General features: G+C 66.9%; 23 protein-coding genes. 16 read left to right on the top strand and 7 right to left on the bottom strand.

Going from position 1 to position 20965, the window contains the following annotated elements:
* Positions 1 to 24: 24 nt before the first annotated feature.
* The gene (locus tag BMX32_RS06900) at positions 25 to 609 is read left to right on the top strand and encodes a TetR/AcrR family transcriptional regulator (protein WP_089976060.1); all 585 of its coding nucleotides are present in this window, start codon (positions 25 to 27) and stop codon (positions 607 to 609) included.
* Here the strand turns inward: BMX32_RS06900 and BMX32_RS06895 are convergent, their stop codons facing one another.
* Together BMX32_RS06895 and BMX32_RS06890 are read right to left on the bottom strand one after the other, a co-directional pair.
* Entirely contained in the window at positions 610 to 1533 is a 924-nt protein-coding gene (locus tag BMX32_RS06895; protein ID WP_089976057.1) for a patatin-like phospholipase family protein, read from the bottom strand.
* Positions 1534 to 1640: 107 nt separating this feature from the next.
* The gene (locus tag BMX32_RS06890; protein ID WP_089976054.1) at positions 1641 to 2666 is read right to left on the bottom strand and encodes a class 1 fructose-bisphosphatase; all 1026 of its coding nucleotides are present in this window, start codon (positions 2664 to 2666) and stop codon (positions 1641 to 1643) included.
* A gap of 241 nt (positions 2667 to 2907) precedes the next feature.
* Between BMX32_RS06890 and BMX32_RS06885 the strand changes: the two genes are divergently transcribed.
* The 6 genes from BMX32_RS06885 (at position 2908) to BMX32_RS06860 (ending at position 8000) form a co-directional block, all read left to right on the top strand.
* The gene (locus BMX32_RS06885) at positions 2908 to 3546 is read left to right on the top strand and encodes a glutathione S-transferase family protein (protein ID WP_089977086.1); all 639 of its coding nucleotides are present in this window, start codon (positions 2908 to 2910) and stop codon (positions 3544 to 3546) included.
* A gap of 69 nt (positions 3547 to 3615) precedes the next feature.
* Positions 3616 to 4317 (top strand): helix-turn-helix transcriptional regulator, encoded by a 702-nt coding sequence (locus tag BMX32_RS06880; RefSeq protein ID WP_089976050.1) that lies wholly within the window; start codon positions 3616 to 3618, stop codon positions 4315 to 4317.
* 48 nt (positions 4318 to 4365) lie between these two features.
* Complete coding sequence (locus BMX32_RS06875; protein WP_089976046.1) at positions 4366 to 6093, top strand: DUF885 domain-containing protein; 1728 nt, start codon at positions 4366 to 4368, stop codon at positions 6091 to 6093.
* Positions 6094 to 6174: 81 nt separating this feature from the next.
* On the top strand, positions 6175 to 6576 hold the full coding sequence (locus BMX32_RS06870; protein ID WP_170843611.1) for an MbcA/ParS/Xre antitoxin family protein: 402 nt from the start codon (positions 6175 to 6177) through the stop codon (positions 6574 to 6576).
* Positions 6573 to 7274 (top strand): RES family NAD+ phosphorylase, encoded by a 702-nt coding sequence (locus tag BMX32_RS06865; protein WP_089976041.1) that lies wholly within the window; start codon positions 6573 to 6575, stop codon positions 7272 to 7274. The genes BMX32_RS06870 and BMX32_RS06865 overlap by 4 nt, the downstream gene beginning before the upstream one ends.
* An 18-nt stretch (positions 7275 to 7292) precedes the next feature.
* Complete coding sequence (locus tag BMX32_RS06860; protein ID WP_089976039.1) at positions 7293 to 8000, top strand: SGNH/GDSL hydrolase family protein; 708 nt, start codon at positions 7293 to 7295, stop codon at positions 7998 to 8000.
* 269 nt (positions 8001 to 8269) lie between these two features.
* Here the strand turns inward: BMX32_RS06860 and BMX32_RS06855 are convergent, their stop codons facing one another.
* The gene (locus tag BMX32_RS06855; RefSeq protein WP_089976037.1) at positions 8270 to 8518 is read right to left on the bottom strand and encodes a hypothetical protein; all 249 of its coding nucleotides are present in this window, start codon (positions 8516 to 8518) and stop codon (positions 8270 to 8272) included.
* Positions 8519 to 8589: 71 nt separating this feature from the next.
* Positions 8590 to 9477, bottom strand: coding sequence for a phenylalanine 4-monooxygenase (gene phhA, locus BMX32_RS06850; protein ID WP_089976035.1), 888 nt, complete (start codon positions 9475 to 9477; stop codon positions 8590 to 8592).
* A 136-nt stretch (positions 9478 to 9613) separates the two neighbouring features.
* Here phhA and BMX32_RS06845 point away from each other — a divergent pair, with 136 nt between their 5' ends.
* The 9 genes from BMX32_RS06845 (at position 9614) to BMX32_RS06805 (ending at position 15524) form a co-directional block, all read left to right on the top strand.
* On the top strand, positions 9614 to 10093 hold the full coding sequence (locus BMX32_RS06845; protein WP_089977082.1) for an Lrp/AsnC family transcriptional regulator: 480 nt from the start codon (positions 9614 to 9616) through the stop codon (positions 10091 to 10093).
* A gap of 83 nt (positions 10094 to 10176) precedes the next feature.
* Complete coding sequence (locus tag BMX32_RS06840; protein ID WP_089976032.1) at positions 10177 to 10977, top strand: lysophospholipid acyltransferase family protein; 801 nt, start codon at positions 10177 to 10179, stop codon at positions 10975 to 10977.
* Positions 10974 to 11975 carry a YheT family hydrolase gene (locus tag BMX32_RS06835; protein ID WP_089976029.1) on the top strand — a complete coding sequence of 334 codons (1002 nt, stop codon included), beginning with the start codon at positions 10974 to 10976 and terminating at the stop codon, positions 11973 to 11975. Before BMX32_RS06840 ends, BMX32_RS06835 begins: the two co-directional genes overlap by 4 nt.
* 113 nt (positions 11976 to 12088) lie before the next feature.
* Complete coding sequence (locus BMX32_RS06830; protein WP_089976026.1) at positions 12089 to 12730, top strand: YbhB/YbcL family Raf kinase inhibitor-like protein; 642 nt, start codon at positions 12089 to 12091, stop codon at positions 12728 to 12730.
* 106 nt (positions 12731 to 12836) lie between these two features.
* Positions 12837 to 12995 carry a DUF1328 domain-containing protein gene (locus BMX32_RS06825; RefSeq protein WP_046965775.1) on the top strand — a complete coding sequence of 53 codons (159 nt, stop codon included), beginning with the start codon at positions 12837 to 12839 and terminating at the stop codon, positions 12993 to 12995.
* A gap of 148 nt (positions 12996 to 13143) precedes the next feature.
* Complete coding sequence (locus BMX32_RS06820; protein ID WP_170843581.1) at positions 13144 to 13533, top strand: hypothetical protein; 390 nt, start codon at positions 13144 to 13146, stop codon at positions 13531 to 13533.
* A gap of 26 nt (positions 13534 to 13559) precedes the next feature.
* Entirely contained in the window at positions 13560 to 14042 is a 483-nt protein-coding gene (locus BMX32_RS06815) for an ABC transporter ATP-binding protein (RefSeq protein WP_244511443.1), read from the top strand.
* 4 nt (positions 14043 to 14046) lie between these two features.
* Positions 14047 to 14364, top strand: coding sequence for a hypothetical protein (locus tag BMX32_RS06810; RefSeq protein WP_089976023.1), 318 nt, complete (start codon positions 14047 to 14049; stop codon positions 14362 to 14364).
* Positions 14361 to 15524 (top strand): AI-2E family transporter, encoded by a 1164-nt coding sequence (locus BMX32_RS06805; RefSeq protein ID WP_244511442.1) that lies wholly within the window; start codon positions 14361 to 14363, stop codon positions 15522 to 15524. Before BMX32_RS06810 ends, BMX32_RS06805 begins: the two co-directional genes overlap by 4 nt.
* 38 nt (positions 15525 to 15562) lie before the next feature.
* Here BMX32_RS06805 and BMX32_RS06800 read toward each other — a convergent pair whose 3' ends face one another.
* The 3 genes from BMX32_RS06800 to BMX32_RS06790 are packed head-to-tail and all read right to left on the bottom strand — an operon-like array spanning position 15563 to position 20958.
* On the bottom strand, positions 15563 to 16333 hold the full coding sequence (locus BMX32_RS06800) for an SDR family NAD(P)-dependent oxidoreductase (protein ID WP_244511441.1): 771 nt from the start codon (positions 16331 to 16333) through the stop codon (positions 15563 to 15565).
* On the bottom strand, positions 16330 to 17763 hold the full coding sequence (locus BMX32_RS06795; protein ID WP_089976020.1) for an efflux transporter outer membrane subunit: 1434 nt from the start codon (positions 17761 to 17763) through the stop codon (positions 16330 to 16332). The genes BMX32_RS06800 and BMX32_RS06795 overlap by 4 nt, the downstream gene beginning before the upstream one ends.
* A 3-nt stretch (positions 17764 to 17766) precedes the next feature.
* Entirely contained in the window at positions 17767 to 20958 is a 3192-nt protein-coding gene (locus BMX32_RS06790; protein ID WP_089976017.1) for an efflux RND transporter permease subunit, read from the bottom strand.
* Positions 20959 to 20965: the final 7 nt, after the last annotated feature.

Raw genomic sequence — 20965 nt, 5'->3', positions numbered from 1 at the left:
ACTCCCCGTGGGAGCGAAAGCAGCATGCGTTACGAGAAAGGTCATAAAGAACAGACCCGGCAACGGATCGTCGAGGCAGCGGCACAGCGTTTTCGCGCGGACGGCATCGACGCCGTCGGCGTGGTCAGCCTGATGGGCGATGTGGGTCTCACCCAGGGCGGGTTCTACAACCACTTCGAGTCGAAGGAAGATCTGGTGCGCGAGAGCGTGACCGTGGCCGCCACGTGCGCCATGGAGCGCATGGCCGCGAAAGTCACGGCGTCGCGCGGCGAACGTTACAGGGCGCTGATCAACGCCTATCTCTCGGCCGACCATCGCGACACGCCGGAAAGCGGCTGCGTGGCCGCGGCATTGTCGGCGGAAATGGCGCGCCGCCCGGTGGAGACGCGCGAAGCGTTCACCGACGGCTACGGGGAGATGGTCGAGCTGATCGCATCGACGTTACCCGCCAGCGTGCGTGGCAAGCGCCGTCGCACGCTCGCGATGGCAGTCTTCGCGTCGTTGGTGGGCTCGTTGTCGCTGTCGCGCGCCGTGGTCGATGACGGTCTGTCGGACGAAATCCTCTCGCTGGGCCGGCAATCGGCCCTGGAGCTCGTGCAAGCGGGGTAGTCAGTGTGCCGGGACGGGCGGTTTGCCCATGGCGGCCGTCTTCTCGGCGATCTTCGCCCGGATGGCGGGCATCGCGGCGAGCGCCGCGCGCTCGCCTTCCAGGATCGCGACGTTCTTCTGATCGAAGTCCGTCGGGCCGATCTGGCCGACCTTCGGACGGATCACGATGTCGGCACGCGCGAGCTCCTGCTCGGCGAGCTTGCGACCCATGATGGTGATCGACTGACCGACGATGCCGACCATGCTGTCCGGGTTCTTGCCATCGGGCCGCGCGGAGATATCCACCGCGATGACGATGTCGGCGCCGAGCTGGCGCGCCGCATCGACGGGCACGGGGCTGACGACGCCGCCGTCGACGAAATGCCGGCCCGAGATGTCGACGGGTTCGAATACGCCAGGGATGCTGCTCGACGCGCGCACGGCCTGGCCGGTATTGCCGCGCACGAAGGTGGCCCGCTCGCCGTTCTCCAGCTGCGTGGCCACGGCCGCGAAGGGAATGCGCAGCTTTTCGATCGGGCGGTTGCCGACGAGCTGGTTCACGTAATCCTGCAGCTTCTGGCCCTGCACGAGGCCGCCTGAAAAAAGGCGCATGTCGCGGATGCTGGCTTCGTCGAGCGAGAACGCCTGCTCCTGCAGGCGGAACGCGTCCATGCCGCTCGCATAGAGCGCGCCCACGACGCTGCCCGCGCTGGTGCCCGAGACGACATCCGGATGGATGCCGCTGGCCTCCAGCATCTTGATGACGCCGATATGCGCGAAACCCTTGGCTGCGCCGCCGCCCAGGGCCAGACCGATCCGCGGCTTCGCGGCGAGCACGGGCAGGGCGGTATCGGGACGGGTGTCCGGTCGGGTTCCACCGAAACAGCCGGCGAGGCACGCGGCCAGCACCAGGGGGAGCCAGAAGCGGAAAGAACGAGAACGCATGGGGACTACCGTGTCGGAGGCTGACGGATCATCGGGCACGGCCGCGGCGGCCACGTGTCCGGTTCATGGCGGAAGCCGGGCGGCGGCGCCGCCCGGCCGGGGAGGCATCAACCGCGGGTCTGGTCGGCTTCCGTGTGGTAACGGGTGGCGATCTCGATCTCGTTCTTCGATCCGAGGAAGACCGGCACGCGCTGGTGGAGCGCCGTGGGGAGCAGGTCCATGATCCGCTCGCGACCCGTGGTGGCCGCGCCGCCCGCCTGTTCGACGATGAAGGCCATGGGATTGGCCTCGTACATCAGACGCAGCTTGCCGGTGCCGCCCTTGGCGGTGATCTTCGCGTCGAGCGGATAGATGAAGACGCCGCCGCGCGTGATGATGCGATGCACGTCGGCCACCATCGAAGCGACCCAGCGCATATTGAAGTCGCGGCCGCGCGGTCCGTCGGTACCGGCCAGCAGTTCGCCGATGTAACGCTGCATCGGGGCTTCCCAATGGCGCTGGTTCGACATGTTGATGGCGAATTCGCCGGTGTCGGCCGGGATGGCGATGTCGCGGCGGGTGAGCACGAAACTGCCATGCTCGCGGTCGAGCGTGAATTCGTGCACGCCGTGGCCGAAGGTCAGCACCAGCAGCGTGCTCGGGCCGTAGACCACGTAACCCGCGGCGACCTGCTCGGTACCAGGCTGCAGGAAGTCGGCGACCTTCGGTTCCGTGACGCCGTCCGGGCAACGCAGCACCGAGAAAATAGTGCCGACCGATACGTTGACGTCGATGTTCGACGAGCCGTCGAGCGGATCGAACAGGAGCAGGTGGTTGCCTTTCGGGTAGGCGTCGGGGATCGGCTGGGGGTCTTCCATTTCCTCGGACGCGCAGGCGGCCAGATGGCCGCCCCAGGCGTTGGCCTCGAGGAGGATCTCGTTCGAGATGACGTCGAGCTTCTTCTGTGCCTCGCCCTGCACGTTGTCGGAACCGGCGTTGCCCAGCACGCCGCCGAGGGCGCCCTTGCCGGTCGCGACGGAGATGCGCTTGCACGCGCGGGCCACGACCTCGATCAGCAGGCTGAGCTGGGCATTGATGTGCCCGGCGCGCTTCTCTTCGATCAGGAACTGGATCAGTGAAATCGGTTTCGTCATCGGCCGGGCTCTGGGACGGGAACACGCATTGTCCGCGTGGTGGGTGAACGGCGCCAGAGGGACTGCTGACAGAACGGTGTCAGCAGCCCCCGTGCAGACTTTCCCTACCGACACGGGAAGGGGCAACGACATGCATCGCCTGCTCGAACGGATCACCGACCTCTACACACCGGTCCGCCTTCGCGGGCTGCTGATGGACGGGCTTTACCAGATCGCCACCCACGACAAGGGAATCACTCGCATGAACACCAGCCGGATCACCTTCCACCACGCCCCCAACAGCCGGTCGGGAAGCACGCTGATGCTGCTCGAGGAGCTCGGGGCGCAGTACGACTTGCACGTGATGGACCTGACCCGTGGCGAACAGCGCGAGGCGAAGTACCTGCGTGTGAACCCGATGGGCAAGGTGCCGGCGATCGAGCACCTGGGCGGTCTCGTGACCGAACGCCCGGCCATCTTCACCTATCTGGCCGACCTCTACCCCGAAGCGCAGCTCGCGCCGGTGATCGGCGAGCCGCTGCGCGGACCGTACCTCCGCTGGCTGTCGTTCTACGGCTCCTGCTTCGAGCCGGCGGTGATGGACCGCTTCATGAAGCATCCGGCCGCGCCGGTTTCCACGTGCCCGTACGGCAGCTTCGACATGGTGATCGACCAGGTGGAGGCACAGCTCGCGACGGGTCCGTGGCTCTTCGGCGAGCGCTTCACCGCGGCGGACATCCTGTGGGCGAGCTCGCTCGACTGGACGATGAAGTTCGGCATCGTGCCGCGTCGCGATGCGTTCGAAGCCTACGTGGCCCGTTTCATGGTGCGGCCGGCCATCGTGCGGGCGGTGGCGCAGGACGCGGCGCTCGCCCGGTCGCACGCGCTGGCGGCCGCCTGAGCATCGGGCGATGGCCGGCCATGACCATCGCCGCTTCCCGTGTGGCTCGCGGGAAGCGATGATCCGCGCATGCGCCGCGCCGACCGTCTCTTTCTCATCATCAACGCCCTGCGCGGGCGGCGTACCGCGCTGCCCGCGCGCCAGCTGGCGAGCACACTCGAGGTGTCGCTGCGCACGGTCTATCGCGACGTGGCGGACCTCCAGCTCTCGGGCGTGCCCATCGAGGGCGAGGCCGGCGTGGGATACCTCCTGCGCAAGGGCTCGGACATCCCGCCGCTGATGTTCTCCGCCGACGAACTCGAAGCCCTCGTTGCCGGCACGCGGTTCGTGCGGTCGTTCGCCGGCGAGCGGCTGGCGCGCGAGGCGCAGGCCGCCCTGATCAAGATCGAAGCCGTGCTGCCACCCGACCTGCGCGAACGCGCGGCGAAGTCGAGGATCTTCGCGCCGATCTGGCGCGATCCGTTCCAGAATCACATCGCGACGATGCTCGACTGCCTGCACGAGGCCGTGCTTGGCCATCGCGTGCTCTGCCTCGACTACCGCGACGCCGAAGGCCGCTCCAGCACGCGCGAAGTGGAGCCGCTCTGCCTGGCGTTCTGGGGTGGCGCCTGGACCCTCGGCGCCTGGTGCCGGCACCGCCAGGACTTCCGCAATTTCCGGCCCGACCGCATCGCCGATTGTCGCGAATCCGGCGAGACCTTCGAGGACGTGGCCGGCCGCGATCTCGAAGCCTACCTGCAGACCATGCGTGGCCACTACGCGGGCCTGTAGCGCGCGACGCATGCGATGATCGGGGTTTGCCCATCCCCCGGAGCCCGCATGTCCCCCTGGATCCGCGCCATCGCCTTCGCCGGTCTGTTCGCCGGCGCCGCGCACGCCGCCACCACCTCCGACGAGACCTTCCGATCCATCTACACGAAGGAATGGACATGGCGTAACGGCCAGGCGGGCATCCTCACCTCGGGCGAGGCGCAGCCGGGCGACGGCAGGCTGGATACGGTGGACGCGACCAGCCAGGCGGCACGCCTCGCCTACTGGACCGACGTGCTGGCACAGCTGGACCGCATCGATCCGAAGACCTTGAGCGGCACGGTGCGGGTGGATTACGCGGTCTACCGCGAGCAGATCGGCAACCTCGCGGCCGCGCAGCGTTTCGCGCAGTGGCAGATGCCGTTCAACAGCGATTCCGCCTTCTGGTCGGACATCGGTTACGTGATGCACGGCGACGACCTGCGCACGCGCGACGACTACAGGCACTACGTCGACCGGCTGAAGCAGATTCCGCGCTACATGGATCAGGAAATCGCGAACATGCGGCTCGGCCTCGCACGGGGGTTCACCGTGCCGCGCGCCGTGCTGGACGGTCGCGACGTGTCCATCGCCGCGGTGGCGGAGCTGAAGGATCCCGAGCAGAGCGCACTCTACGCGCCGTTCAAGGCGATCCCTAGGACGCTGCCGGCGGCGGAGGCCGACGCGCTGCGCAAGGAGGCCCGACAGGCCATCGCCGATGGCGTGATCCCGGCATACGGCAAGCTGCTTGCCTTCTTCCGGGGCGAATACGTGCCGAAGGCGCGCAAGACGCTCGCCGCCGAGTCGTTGCCCGACGGCAAGGCCTTCTATCGCCAGCAGATCCACGAATACACCACGCTGGATCTGTCGCCCGACGAGATCCACGCCATCGGCATGCGCGAAGTCGAGCGCCTGCACGAGGCGATGGTGGAGACGATGAAGCAGACCGGGTTCAAGGGCGATTTCCCCGCGTTCCTGACGTTCCTGCGCAAGGACCCGCAGTTCTACGCCAAGACGCCGGACGAACTGCTCATGCGCACCGCGTGGGTGGCCAAGCAGGTCGACGGCAAGCTCGACAGGTACTTCGGCCTGCTCCCGCGCCAGCGGTTCGCCATCGAGCCCGTGCCGGCCGACATCGCGCCGTATTACACGTCCGGGCGCGGCGGTGCCGACGTCTATCTCGTCAACACGTACGACCTGCCGTCGCGCCCCTTGTTCAACATGCCCGCGCTGACGCTGCACGAGTCGATGCCGGGCCACTCGCTGCAGCTGGCGTTGTCGGCCGAGCAGAAAGGCCTTCCCGCGTTTCGCCGCGAGGGCTACATCTCGGCCTATGGCGAGGGCTGGGCGTTGTACGCCGAGTACCTCGGCGAGGAGATGGGCATCTACCGCACGCCGTACGAACACTTCGGCTATCTGACGTACCAGATGTGGCGCGCCTGCCGGCTCGTCGTCGACACGGGCATCCACCACCTGAACTGGACGCGCCAGCAGGCGATCGATTTCCTGACACGGAACACCGCGCTGAGCGATCGCGAGATCGCCAACGAAGTCGACCGCTACATCAGCTGGCCGGGTCAGGCGCTGTCGTACGAGCTGGGCTATCTGAAGATCCGTGAGCTGCGCGAGCGGGCAGAGAAGCGGCTGGGCGAGACGTTCGACCTGCGCGCGTTCCACGATACGGTACTCGCCCTGGGTTCGGTGCCGTTGCCCGTGCTGGAGCAGCACGTCGACGAGTGGATCGAATCGCGGAAGTGAGCAGGCGCGCTCCCGCCCCTACACCGTCGACTCCACAAATAGAGTAGACTGGTTCTCAACTCCATAGGTGAAGCCACGATGATGCAGCCCGCCATCCATGCCGAACCGACCCAGGCCGCCGACCTCGGCGGCCCGGCGCTCCGTGCCTTCTTCGCCCTGGCCGAGCGCTGGAAACTCCGGACCGCCGAACAGCGCACGCTGCTCGGGGAGCCGCCCGAATCGACCTACTTCAAGTGGAAGAAACAGCAGGACGGCACGCCGTCGCGCGATGTGATCGAGCGCATCAGCTACCTGCTCGGCATCTGGAAAGACCTGCAGATCCTCTTCCCCGACGCCACCCAGGCCGACGCGTGGATACGCAAACCGAACGACGCGCCGCTCTTCGCCGGCCGCTCCGCGCTCGACCGCATGCTCTCCGGCAACGTCGCCGACCTCTACGTCGTCCGCCAGTATCTGGACGCCCAGCGCGGCTGGAACGGATGAGCGCCGAACCGCCGCTTCGCCGCATCCGCTGGAGCCAGGCCTACCGGATCGTGCCGAGCCGGTTTCCGCCCGTCGGCCTGTTCGACCGCATCGCGGATCCGAAGGACATCGACGCCGTCATGGCGATCGAGTCGCTGACCAACCCGCGCCTGCGCGAGGAGATGGGCGCGTTGCGGCTGGTGCCGCCGGAGCGACGCGTGTCGGGGCAGGGCACGACGCCGATCATGGCCGCCTTCACGCATATCCCGCCCGACGGCAGCCGTTTCAGCGACGGGCACTGGGGTGTGTTCTACGCGGCGCACAGCATTCCGACCGCGATCGAGGAAACCGTCTTCCACCGCGAGGCCTTCCTGGCGGCGACGCACGAGCCTCCCATGGACGTGCAGGTGCGCTGCTATCGCACCGCCATCGCGGGCCGCTTCCACGACATCCGCGGCGGCTGGGGCGCGGAGCACGATCCCGACTCCTACGGCGCCAGCGTGAAGCTCGCCCGGACGCTGCGGGAGCAGGGCTCCAACGGCATCGTCTACGACAGCGCGCGGCATGCGGGCGGCGAGTGCATCGCGGCGTTCTACCCCGACGTCGTGGCCCCGTGCGTCCAGGCCGAACACTTCATCTACCGCTGGAACGGCACGCGGATCGAAGCGGTGCTGAAGGTCACGCCGGTGGAACGGCAGGGTTTGCCCCCACGGGCCTGAGGGGTTACGGTCGGACGGATGAAGACCCTGACGATCCTCCTCACCCTGCTCGTATTTTCCTTCGGTGCGCACGCGAAGGGGCCCGATCACAGCCAGTGGGAAAACGACATCCAGGCCTTCGAAGCGTCCGACAAGGCCAGCCCCGTGGCGCCCAACGGCGTCCTCTTCATCGGCAGCTCGTCGATCCGCATGTGGAGCACCCTGGCCACCGACTTCCCGGGCTACCGCACGATCAACCGCGGCTTCGGCGGCTCGGACCTCGACGACGCCACGGCCTTCGCCGACCGCATCCTCGCCCCGTACCATCCGGCGGCCATCGTCATGTATGCCGGCGACAACGACCTGCAGAACGGCGACACGCCGGAGCAGGTCCGCGACGATTTCGCCGCGTTCGTCGCCAAGGCGCGCCAGGAGCAGCCAGGCGTGCCGATCGCCTTCATCTCGATCAAGCCGAGCATCGCCCGCCTCGCGCTGCTGCCGAACATCGAGCGCGCCAACGCGCTGATCCGCACCTGGTCGATGGCGCAGAAGAACGTCGCCTTCCTCGACGTGGCCCCCGCGATGCTCGACGCGCAGGGCCAGCCGAAGCCGGAACTGTTCCGGGAAGACGGGCTGCACATGACGCCCGCAGGCTACGCGCTGTGGGTCGCACAGGTGCGGCCGTGGCTCGCGGATCACGTCGCCGCGTCCGAAGATAAACGGCAACCAAACGCGCCCTCCCCGTAATGCGGGAACTTCACGGGTCCGCCCTTATCTAAGTATTCGATCGCCGAGAGGCGACCTGTTGGCAAGCGACGATCTTCGGATCGAACGATTGTCCCGGGTCCCGCTATTTCCCCTGATAGCCTGGACCCGACGCGACCCCGGTAGCTCCTCCCCTGGCTACCGGGGTTTTATTTTGCCCGGATTCCGGGGGGGCTGCGCCCGCCGGACATGAAAACGGGCAGGTCGGCCTTCGGCCAACCCACCCGCGGGGAGAAACGAAACCTGTGGGATCAGACGTGGTGCGTGCGCGCGGCGTACGGCCGGATCGACGTGTCGAACGCGCGCCAGACGCCGTCGTTGCCTTCGATGTTCAACACGATGTCGGAGGCCGCGTTCAGCGCCTCGATACGCTTAGCCTCGGCAAGGGCACATTCGAGCGCGTCGTCCCGCGAGCAGAACTCGCCGATCTCGCATTCGTTTTTCTGGAGGGCCCAGAGGCCCGGACCGACGGACTCGAACGGAATATCGAAGACGACCACGATGTACCCACCCTGTTTGTTGCTGGAATGGCTCCATCGTAGGGGGCCATTCGTTAGGCCGCCGTTGAGTTTCAGTTGTCTCCGCCGGAAACGAAGCCTTCGCGCGTACCGCGCTGGTACACGATGTCCGTGGGAAGCACGTCGCCGGCCGCCACGGCCGATCCCTGCGCGAGGCGCTCGTAGATCGGAGTGAAGTCCGGGGCCGTGGCGTCGAACAGCTGACGGAAGTCGTCGATGACGAAATAGGTCTGCTGGAAGGTATCGATACGGTACTTAGTGTTCATCACCCGCTCCAGGCCAAACCCGATGCGGTTCGGCGCCAGGGAGTCGATGGAGTAGATGGATTCTCCCTTCGAACTGACGATGCCGGCGCCGTAGATGCGCAGGCCCTTGTCCGTGCGGATGAGGCCGAACTCCACCGTGTACCAGTAGAGGCGCGTCAGGTTCATCAGCGCCTCGGGCCCGATGGCGTGGGCCTTCATGCCCCCCTTGCCGTACGCCTGCATGTAGTCGGCGAACACGGGGTTGAGCAGCAGCGGCACATGGCCGAACAGGTCGTGGAAGAGGTCCGGCTCCGACAGGTAGTCGAGCTGATCCGGCTTGCGGATCCACCAGCTGACGGGGAAACGGCGATTGGCGAGATGATCGAAGAAGACCTCGTCCGGCAGCAGGCCCTCCACGGCCACGAGCTCCCAGCCCGTGGCTTCGCCGAGCACCTTGTTCAGATCGGCGAAGCGCGGGATACCGCCATCGCCCAGCCCGAAGCGTTCGACGCCATCGAGGAACTCCTGGCAGGCATACGCCGGCAGGAGTTCGCGCTGGCGGCGGTACAGGGTGTCCCACACCTCGTGGTCGGTCTTCGAATAGCTCGCCCACGGCTGCTCGACCGTGCCGGTGGCATACACGGGCACGTATCCGCGGTCGGTCTGCTGGTGTTCGACGCGACGGGGGGTGTCCATGACGATCTCCTGGTGACGATGGGCTTATCGAAACAACAGGTTAGCGGCGCGGCGACGCAATAGGCTTGCGATCTTGCGCGTTTGGGCGTGTCCAGAGCAATAATCGGTGGTGTAGACCGTCAACGGCGACATGATCATGCAAGCGAACCTCGACCGCACCGACCTCCGCATCCTCGCGATCCTTCAGACGCAGGGGCGCATGACCAACGCGGAACTCGCGGCCGAGGTGAACCTGTCCGCGTCGGCCTGCCTCCGGCGCGTCCAGAAACTCGAAGCCGACGGAGTCATCGCGGGGTACGGCGCACGCCTCGACCCCCGCGCCCTCGGGCTCGGTCTACAGGCGTTCGTGCGCGTGCAGCTGTCCCGGCACGAGTCGGACGCCATCGACTCGTTCACCGACCGGGTGGCCGAGTGGGACGAGGTCGTGTCCTGCTACGCGCTCACGGGCGACATGGACTATCTGCTGCAGGTCTACGTGGCGGATCTCGACGGCTTTTCCCGATTCCTCCTCGACCGGCTGCTCAACGCGGCCGGCGTCGCGGACGTCAACACCAGCTTCGTCCTGCGCACCGTCAAGGCCTCGACGGCGCTGCCCCTTGGGGAGCGGCGTCCGTAGGAATTTGCAAGCCTGTGTCTTCTAACGATAAAGAAACATTCCCCTAGCGGCAGGCGACGGCCCTCGTTAATCTTGTGCGCTCGATGGAAGCCGCTACCGCCAACCTGACACCTCGCGACCGCCTGCGTCCGCTTCGCTACGTCTGGCGGGTACCCCTGCTTTTGCTCCATATCCTGTTCGGTATCCTCGTCTGCGCGCTCATCCTGAGCTGGGCCGGCGGCGTGATGAAGAACGGGCGCGAGCCACTGGCCCATCGCACGATCCGCATGTGGTCGACCCTGCTGCTTCGCGTGTTCGGTTTCCGCAGCCGGCGTTTCGGTCGCCCGCTGCAGGATCCGGTGCTCTTCGTCGCCAACCACACGTCGTGGCTCGACATCGAACTGCTGCACTCGCAGCGCGCCGCGTGCTTCGTCGCCAAGGCGGAGATCGCGCGCTGGCCGCTGGTCGGCTGGATGGCCGCGCGCGGCGGCACGATCTTCCATCGTCGAGGCAACAACCATTCGCTGGCGTCCGTCATGGCCGCGATGGTCGAGCGCCTGCGCGAGGGCCGTTCCGTCGCCGTCTTCCCCGAAGGCGGGACCGGGCACAACGGCGTGCTCCGCGTCTTCCACGCACGCATCTTCCAGGCCGCGCTGGACGCCGAGGTACCGGTGCAGCCGGTCGCCTTGCGTTTCGCGCGACATGGCCGTCGCGTCGTCGACGCCGGTTTCCGCGAAGGCGAGAGCTTCATGGGCAACTTCGTCCGCCTGCTGGGCGAGCCGCCGCTCGACGTCGAGGTGCATTTCCTCGAGCCGGTGCCGGTGTCGCCGGACGGTCGCCGCCGCATGGCGGAGGCCTCGCGCGAGCGCATCGCGCAGGCCCTGGATACCGATACGCCGGCATGAGCCTGCCCAGAGGCGCCGACTTCCATCCACCCTGGCCGCTGCGCAGCGGCCATATCCAGACCATGCTTTCGTCCAGCGGCATCCGCCGCCAGCTGCTTCCGCGCCGCGCGCACCGCGTGCAGGAAGACGCGCAGGAGGTACTGGTCGACGTGGGTCACGGCGATCGGCTGAGCGGTCGGTACACCGCGCAGCGGACCGGCCGTCCGTCGCGCGGGCTGGCCATCCTGTTCCATGGATGGGAAGGCAGCGTCGACTCCACCTACGTGCTGCAGACCGGCAGCCGTTTGCTCGAGGACGGCTGGGACATCTTCCGGCTCAACTTCCGCGACCACGGCGATAGCCACGGCCTCAACGAAGCGCTGTTCCATTCGTGTCGCATCGACGAGGTCGTGGTGGCACTCGGCGAAATCGCCGCGATGTTCCCCGCGCAGGCCATCGGCGTGGCCGGCTTCTCACTGGGTGGCAACTTCGCCCTGCGCGCCGCGATGATGGCGCCATCGAAAGGCGTGCGCATCGACTACGTGCTGGCCGTATGCCCGATCATCGATCCGAGCGAAGGCCTGTTCTCGCTCGAGAGCGAAGCGCCGTGGTTCTACCACGCGTACTTCATGAAGAAGTGGCGCCGCTCGCTGCGCATGAAACAGCAGGCATTCCCGCAGCAGACATACTTCGAGCTCGACGAGTTGCGGCAGAACATGCGCGACCTCACGCGCTCGCTGGTGCTGCGCCATACCGACTTCGGTTCGCTCGAGGCCTATCTCGACGGTTATTCCGTCGCGGGCGATCGCCTGATGGGCCTGCACGTGCCGGCCACGATCTTCACGTCGCAGGACGACCCCGTGATCCCGGTGGCGGCGTTCCACCAGCTGCGCCTGCCGCCGAACGTGGAGCTGGATATCGCGCCCTACGGCGGCCACTGTGGTTTCATCCGCGATTACGGGATGACCAGCTTCACCGACGATTACATCGCCGCCCGGTTCGACGCCATCGCGCGCTGAGGAAGCGCCGGCATGGTGGCGCGGGCTACACATGGGCCGTGCTGAAGTGGATGTCCGCGTGCCGGTGCGACCGGTCACGCGTGACCTTCGAGAACCAAGCCAGGAGATCTTCCATGCGACTCAAGAGCGACAGCATCGAGCACGGCAAACCGATTCCGCCGACGTTCGCCTTCATGGAACGCGGCGAGCCGGTCAAGCCCGCAGGCAATGTGACACCTCACCTCGCCTGGACCGAAGTGCCGGCGACCACGAAGTCGTTCGCCATCGCCGTGATCGATACCGACGTCCCGTCGAAGCCGGACGACGTGAACGTCGAAGGCCGCGAAGTGCGCCACGACCTGCCTCGCGTCGAGTTCGTGCACTGGCTGATGGCGAACATTCCGCTGGAGTGCCGCGAGCTGGGTGAGGGTGCCTGTGGCGAAGGCGTGGTGCCCAGAGGCAAGGGCAACGGCAAGATCAAAGGTCACCTTGTCGGGCCTCCCGGTTCGGTGCAGGGCCTCAATGACTATACCGCCTGGTTCAAGGGCGACGCCGCGATGGAAGGCCACTACCACGGCTACGACGGCCCGTGCCCGCCCTGGAACGACAGCATTCCGCACCACTACCACTACCGGGTCTATGCGCTCGACATCGACCGGGTGGCGCTGGAGAACGGCTTCTCGCTGGAGGAGTTCCGCGACGTCATCAAGGGTCACGTGGTCGACGAGGCGGTCATCACCGGCACGTACTCGCTCAACCCGAGAGTCCGGGCCTGACGGGGCCGGCTGGCTGAACGCCCATTGAGCGAGGCCGCCGGGCTTCACGCGGCATGCGCGGATCGCGGGACTAAATGGTCCCGCGCCAACCAAGGAGATCCCGACCATGCTGCACTACGCCCTTGTCTTTCTCGTCATCGCGATCATCGCGGCCGTCTTCGGTTTCGGTGGTATCGCAGGTACGGCGGCCGGCATCGCGAAGATCCTGTTCGTGATCTTCCTGATCCTGGCGATCATCTCGTTCTTCCGCGGCCGAAGCGTCTAGCCAAGCCGTTGCCGAAAGCGCACAGGAGCCCGGGCGGCTCGCGTCGTCCGGGTTCCCTGCGGCGTATTCGTCAGTGCTCCTGTCCGTGACCCCGACGTCACTTTCCATCGCCTATCGTGATCGACCCCAGCACCTCGGAGAAAAGTCCATGAACAAGCCCGCCGACCATGTCGCCAACGCCGCGACAGCCGCTGCGAACACCGTTTCGGCCGCCGAGCGCATCGACGCACGCGCCGAGCGAGTGAAGACCGCCACATCCGAGGCCGTCGATCGCACGAAGGACGCGGTGGACCGCGCCGCGGACCGCGTCGAGACCACCCTCCACAACGCGACCGACAAGGCCGCCCATGGGGCGACGATCGCCGCCGAAAAGGCCGAAGAAGCCAAGCTCCGCGGGAAGGAAGCCTATGGCGATGCCGTCGACACGGCTAACGACTGGCTCGATACCGCTCGCGAATACGTGCGCGAAAAGCCGGTACAGTCCATCGCGCTGGCACTCGCCGCAGGCTGGTTGGCCGGCCGCATCCTGCGTAACTGATCCACGGTTCCCAAGGGGCTCGAAGCATGCTTGACGACGGTCCCTCGGGGCAGCGGGTAGAACGCGGAGAGCCGCCGGTCGACGGTGCGCCGGCCGGCCTCCCGCCGCCGGCGGCGCCTGGCTGGCTCGACGACGTCCGCCGCCTGGGCGCGGGCCTCAAGGATCTTTTCGCGGCGCAGCTCAAGCTGGCCTCGGCGGAGATCGGGCTCGCGCGCAGCGGTTTCGTGATGATGCTGTTCATGGGGCTGGCCGCGATCGTGTTCGCGGTAGCGCTGGGTTTCACGTTGCTGGCACTGGCCGGCTGGGGTCTCGCGCAATGGTTCGGCTCGTGGGCCTGGGCGTTGACGGCGTTGGCCGGTCTGCAGCTGGTGCTGCTGGTCGGATCCATCCTCGTCTTCCGCCGCGGCATGCACTGGCTTACCCTCCCGGCGACACGTGCCGAGCTGGCGACCCTGGCGAAGGAAGCCGCCCGGCAAGGCAAGGCCGAAGGCGAGAGAGCAGGGGAATAAGGGTATGGGCATCTTCAGCAGCATCGCAAAGGTCTCCGAGGCCCGGGCGCGCGTCGCCATCGCGCGCGAGGAAACCGTGCGTCCCGCCGCGGCCCTCATCGCCCGCGGTTACGAGCATCCGCTCACGGTACTCGGCGTCGCCGCCGGTTCCGGCTTCCTGCTCAGCAAGATCAAGGTGAATCCGCTCTCGGTGCCTGGCGTTAGCGGCATCGTCGCGGGCGGCGCAGCCGATCTGGTCACCCGCGTGATCTCGATGGCGGCCGGCAGCGTGCTGGGCGACCTCGCGGTGGGAGCGGCCGACGGCGCCGAACCCGCACCGTGAGCGATTTCCCCAGTCCGATCCCCACGCCTCTTCCTTCGACGGCGGCGCCAGGCGTCGCCGTCTCCACGCTGGCGGTGCGTCCGCGGCGCAAGCCCGGCAGCAGCCGCAGTACGCGGCGCATCTCGCGCCACCTGCGCGCGATACGTATCTCGCTCACGGGCATGATCCTCCTCGCGATCCTCTATACGGTCGCGATCGGTAAATCGATCCTCGTGCCGCTCGTGCTCGCGGCATTCATCGGCCTCGCGCTGAATCCCATCGTCGCCGCGTCGGCGCGCTTCCGGATTCCGCGCTGGCTCGCCGCGTGCACCGTGATGATCCTGCTCGGCGTCGGCCTGGTGTCGGCGATCACCACGCTTTCCGAGCCTGCATTGAACTGGTTCCACCAGGCGCCGACCGCGATGCGTTCGTTCGCGCCGAAAATCAAACCGATGACGCAGCAGATCGAGGCGGCAAGTCGCGCCACGCAGACGCTGGTCGGCGGCGCCGTCGCGCGCAACGCGCCGCAGAGTCCGAACGGCTTCGCGTTCACCGCCTGGGACATCGTCGCGGGGGCGCCGAAAGTGATTGCGAGCGTGCTGACCGTTGCGCTGCTCGTGTTCTTCTTTCTGGTGTATGGCGACGAGATCCTCCGGCGTGCCGTCGAGATATCGCCCACGTTCTCGTACAAGCGACACACGGTCAGCATCGTGCGAAGCATACAGACGGAGGTGTCCAGCTACCTGCTGCTCACCGCCGCCATCAACGTGACGCTCGGCCTCGTGACCGCGGGCATGCTGTACCTCTACGACGTACCGGACCCGCTGCTGTGGGGTACCGTCGCCACCGTCGCCAACTTCATTCCTTATGTCGGTGCGATCACCACCACCACGGTGCTCGCCGTGGTCGGTGCACTGCATTTCCAGGAACTCGGCCCCGCGCTGTTGCCTGCGGCGACGTTCGCCGGCATCACCGCGATCGAGGGCAACCTCATCACCCCTATGTTGCAGGGCAGGCGTTCGCGCCTGAGTCCCGTCGCCATCCTGCTGTGGCTGCTGATCTGGGGTTGGCTATGGGGCATACCCGGCGCCCTGCTCGCCGTGCCGATGCTGACCTGCGTGAAGCTGATCACCGCGAGGCTACGCGGCTGGCAGTGGTTCGCGCACATCATCTCGCGCTGATCGGGTGGGAGCCAGCCTGCTGGCTCCCACCGGGGTGCCTACCACGCGAGCTTCGTCCGGTCGCGGAAGAATTCGCCCGTGGTGCTCTCGCGGTCCGATAGCAGAGCGGCCCAGACGATGCCCTCCGCGCTTTCCGCGACCGGTCGGCCGCCGCTGCCGCCGAGCTGCGTCGCCGTCCAGCCGGGGCATACGGCGTTGACGACGATGCCGCTGCCGGTCATCTCCTGCGCCAGTACCTGGGTGAACGCGTTCAGCGCCGCCTTGGACACCCGATAGGCCGGACTGTTGTCGCCGCACTTCGTACGCACGGCGCACTCGCTCGACACGTTGACGATGCGCCCGTAACCGTGACGCTTCATCAGCGGAATGGCGGCGCCCGCCAAGCTCCACGCGCCGATCAGATTGACGTCGAGCGCGCCGCGCAGCGTTTCGATGTCCGCGGCCGACGCCCGGCCGGCGGGATCGAAGAAGCCGCCGGCATTGTTCACCAGAATGTCGAGGCGACCGAAGCGCTCGTCGATGTGTGCGATCGCCGCCGCTATGTCCTTCGGCTTCGTGACGTCGAGCCGGATGGCGAACGCGTCGCCACCCATTTCGCGCACCGAGCGGACGACCTTCTCGCCCTTACCCGGCTCCCGCATGCCCATGAACACCGTCACGCCGAGCGACGCCAGCTGGCGCGACACCTCGAGGCCGATGCCCCGGCTGGCGCCGCTGACCAGCGCGACGCGCTGGCCGAGCGGCGGTTCGAGCGCCATCGTGTGTTTGCGCTTCGCCTGCACCGGCAGGCGACGGACATTCGTGCTCATGGCACCTTCGCGACCTCGCTGCACGCAATGTCGCCGCAGGCCTGCCAGCCGCCGCCCAGGGCCTTGTAAAGCTGCACGGCGCGGACGTTGATGCCCGCTTCGGCTTCGGCGAGCTGGTCTTCGGCCGAAAGCTGCGTGCGCTGCGCGTCGAGCAGCTCGAGGTAGTCGGTGCGGCCGGCGTCGTAACGAAGCTTCGCGAGCTCCGCGGCGCGACGGCTCTCCGTCGCCTGCACGATCAGCTTTTCGACGCGCTCGCGCTGGCGGTTGTAGCCGACGAGCGAGTTGTCGACGTCCTCCAGCGCGGTCAGCACGGTGCGCTGATAGTTGGCCAGCGCTTCGTCCGCGCGGGCCTCGGCACCCTTCACGCCCGAACGCACGCGCTGCACATTGAGCCCCGACCACGAGATGCTCGGTGCCACCGACCAGGCGCGCGAGTCCGCGCCGCCGAAGTCGTTGCTGCGACCGGCGAGGAAGCCGATGAAGCCACCGAGCGAGATGTGCGGGAAGTACTCGGCCTTCGCCACGCCGATGCGTGCGTTCGCGGCGGCGAGCTCGCGTTCGGCGATGCGGATGTCCGGACGTCGCTGCAAGACCTCGTCCGCACCGCCGATGGCGAGCGCGGTGTCGATGGTCTTGAACGTGGCGGGCGACAGGTCGATGTCGAGTTCACCCGGCCGCTCGCCGAGCAGCACGGCGAGGCGGAACTGGTCCGCACTCGCCTGCGTTTCGAGAACCGGAAGCTGTGCCTCGACGGACGCGAGACGCGCCTTCGCGCTCGCCAGGTCCTGTTCGGCGCCAGTACCCAGTTCCACGCGCGCCGAGATCACCTTCAGCGAGTCGCGCTGGTTGTCGATGTCGCGCTTCGCCACGTCGATGCGTAGCTGCGTGCCGCGCAGATCGAAGTAATTCCGCGCGACTTCGGCGAACAGCGTCACCTGGGCGTCCTGCAGCGACGCTTCGCCCGCGCCGGCATCGGCACGCGCGGCTTCCACAGAGCGACGGATGCCGCCGAACAGATCGAGCTCCCACGAGGCGTCGAACCCGGCCTGGTACGAGGTGATGGTAGTGCGCTGGTCGGTGAAGCCCGGCTGCTGCTGGCGGCTGCGCGAATACGACACGCCCGTCTCGATATCCGGGATCTGCTGCGACTTCGCCGTACCCAGCGCGGCACGCGCCTGGTTCAGGCGCGCCAGCGCGATCTTGAGGTCGGGCGCGTTCTTCGCCGCACGGGCCACCAGCGCGTCGAGCGTCGGGTCGCCGAACTGCTTCCACCATTGCGCCTGCACGTCGCCGGTGGTCTGCGCGGACGCGTCGACCCCCTGCAGCACGACCGGCGCTTCCTTCGGCGCGTGGTAATCCGGACCCACGCTCGCACAACCGGCGAGCACGAGTGCGGCGAACAACGCGGTACTACGGAACACGGTTTTCATGGATCAGGACTCCCGGGCCGCGTGTTCGAGGAGGCGACGCTCGCGGCGCGCCAGACGGCGGGCCTCCGAACGCTCGTTCCAGCTGCGGATCAGTACGTAGAAGAGCGGGGTGAAGATGAGGCCGAAGAACGTCACGCCCAGCATGCCAGCGAAGACGGTCACGCCCATGGCGTGGCGCATTTCCGCACCGGCGCCGTGCGAGGTCACCAGCGGCACGACGCCCATGATGAACGCGAACGACGTCATGAGGATCGGGCGCAGTCGCAGGCGTGCGGCTTCCAGCACCGCATCGACGCGATTCATGCCTTCGATCTCGGCTTCGCGAGCGAACTCCACGATCAGGATCGCGTTCTTGCACGCGAGGCCCACGAGCACGATCAGACCGATCTGGGTGAAGATGTTGTTGTCGCCACCCGTGACGATCACACCGGCGATCGCGGACAGCAGCACCATCGGCACGATCAGGATCACCGCCAGCGGCAGGCTCAGGCTTTCGTACAGCGAGGCCAGCACCAGGAACACGAGCAGCACCGACAGCGGGAAGACCAGCACCGCGGTATTGCCGGCGAGGATCTGCTGGTAGGTCAGCTCCGTCCATTCGAACGTCATGCCGTTCGGCAGGTTTTCCTTGGCGAGCTTCTCCATCGCCGCCTGCGCCTGGCCGGTGCTGTACCCCGGCGCCGCGCCGCCGTTGATCTCGGCGGTGGGGAAGCCGTTGTAGTGCTGCACGCGGTCCGGGCCGTTGGTCTGGCGTACGGTGAGGAACGAGCCGAGCGGCACGAGATCGCCCGCGGCATTACGCGTCTTCAGGCCGACGATGTCGGACGGCTCGTGACGGAACGACGGTTCCGCCGACACGTTCACCTGATAGGTACGGCCGAAACGATTGAAGTCGTTCACGTAGAGCGAGCCGAGGTACGCCTGCATCGTCTGGAACACGTCGCCCAGGTCGATGCCCTCGGACTTCGCTTTCTCGCGATCCACGTCGGCATCGAACTGCGGCACGCTCACCTGGTAGCTGGTGAACAGGTGCGCGAGTTCGGGTGTCTTCTGGCTTGCCGCGATGAGGCCTTGCGTCTGCTTGAAGAGCTCCTCGAAGCCCAGGTCGCCGTGATCCTCGATCTGCATGCGGAAACCGCCGATCGTGCCGAGGCCGTTGACCGGCGGTGGCGGGAAGATCGCGATGTACGCATCCTGGATGCCGGCGAACTGCGCATTGAGGCGTGCCGCGATCGCGTCCGCGGACAGCTCGGGCGAGCGGCGCTGGTCGAAGGGCTTGAGCGTCACGAACGCGATGCCGGAGTTCGTGCTGTTCGTGAAGCCGTTGATCGACAGGCCGGGGAACTGCACCGCACTCTCGGCGCCCGGGTCCTTCATCGCGATCTCGCCCATGCGGCGGATCACCGCCTCGGTACGATCGAGCGACGCGGCATCGGGCAGCTGCGCGAAGGCCACGAGGTACTGCTTGTCCTGCGGCGGCACGAAGCCGGTGGGCGTCTTCATGAAGCCGAACACGCCGAGCGCGACGAGGCCCGCGTAAAGCATCAGCACCACGGCCGAGAAACGCAGGATCTTCTTCACGCCGCCGACGTAGCCGTGCGCCGCGCGTTCGAACGTGCGGTTGAACGGACGGAACAGCCAGCCGAGGCCGCGATCCATCCACACGGTGAGCTTGTCCTTCGGCTCGTCGCGACCCTTCAGCAGGATCGCCGCGAGCGCCGGGCTCAACGTCAGCGAGTTGAAGGCCGAGATCACGGTGGAGATGGCGATCGTCAGCGCGAACTGGCGATAGAACTGGCCGGTGAGGCCGCTGATGAAGGCGGCGGGCACGAACACCGCGCACAGCACGAGGGCCGTCGCGACGATCGGGCCGGTCACTTCGGTCATCGCCTGTCGCGTGGCCATCTTAGGATCGAGGCCGTGCTCGATGTGTCGCTCCACGTTCTCGACCACCACGATGGCATCGTCGACCACGATGCCGATCGCCAGCACCAGACCGAACAACGACAACGCGTTGAGCGAGAAGCCGGCGAGGTACATCACCGCGAACGTGCCGATGAGCGACACGGGCACGGCGACCAGCGGGATGATCGACGCGCGCCAGGTCTGCAGGAACAGGATCACCACCAGCACGACGAGCACGATCGCTTCGAACAGCGTGTGCACCACGGCCTCGATGGATCCGCGCACGAAGACGGTCGGATCGTAGACGATGGAGTAATCGACGCCCTGCGGGAAATCCTTCTTCAGCTCGGCCATCTCCTTGCGCACTTCGTCGGAGATCGCGATCGCGTTCGAACCCGGGCGCTGGAAGATGGGAATCGCGACCGCTTCCTTGTTGTTCAGCAGGCTGCGAAGCGCATAGTTGTTGGAACCCAGCTCGACGCGTGCGACGTCGCGCAGGTGGGTCACGGAGCCGGACGCGTCGCTGCGCACGATGATGTTGAGGAAGTCGTCCTCAGTCACCAGTCGGCCGCGCGTGTTGATGTTCACCTGGAACGCGTTGCTGTTCGGGCCGGGCGGCGCATTCAGCGAACCGGCGGCCACCTCGATGTTCTGCTCGCGCACCGCTTTGATCACGTCACCCGTGGTGAGGTTGCGGATCGCCAGCTTTTCCGGATTCATCCAGATGCGCATGCTGTATTCGCCGGCGCCGAACAGCTGCACGTCGCCGACGCCATCGAGGCGGGCGAGCTGGTCCTTGATGCGCGTGCGGGCGTAGTTCGACAGGTAGAGCATGTCGTAACGGCTGTCCGGCGACGTGAGATGCACGACCATCGTGAGGTCGGGCGAGCTCTTGGTCGTCGTCACGCCGAGGCGTTGCACTTCTTCCGGCAGGCGCGGCAGCGCCTGTGCGACGCGGTTCTGCGTCTGCACCTGGGCATTGTCGAGGTTCGTGCCGAGCGCGAAGGTGACCGTGAGGGTCATCGTGCCGTCGCTGGTCGCCTGCGAGGAGGTGTAGAGCATGCCTTCCACGCCGTTGATCTGCTCTTCGAGCGGCGTGGCGACGGTTTCGGCGATGACCTTGGGATTGGCGCCCGGGTAGGACGCCTTGACCACGACGGTCGGGGGCACGACCTCGGGGTATTCGCTGATCGGCAGCTTGAACACGGCGATACCGCCCGCGATCAGGAACAGCACCGACAGCACGCCCGCGAGGATCGGGCGTTCGACGAAGAATTGGGCGATTTTCATGGGTGGA

It is taken from the genome of Luteibacter sp. UNCMF331Sha3.1, from assembly GCF_900109915.1.
In the GTDB taxonomy this organism is placed as follows: Bacteria; Pseudomonadota; Gammaproteobacteria; order Xanthomonadales; family Rhodanobacteraceae; genus Luteibacter.
Note: the sequence above shows the minus strand (reverse complement) of the source record. Positions and strands in the feature narration are given on the sequence as shown.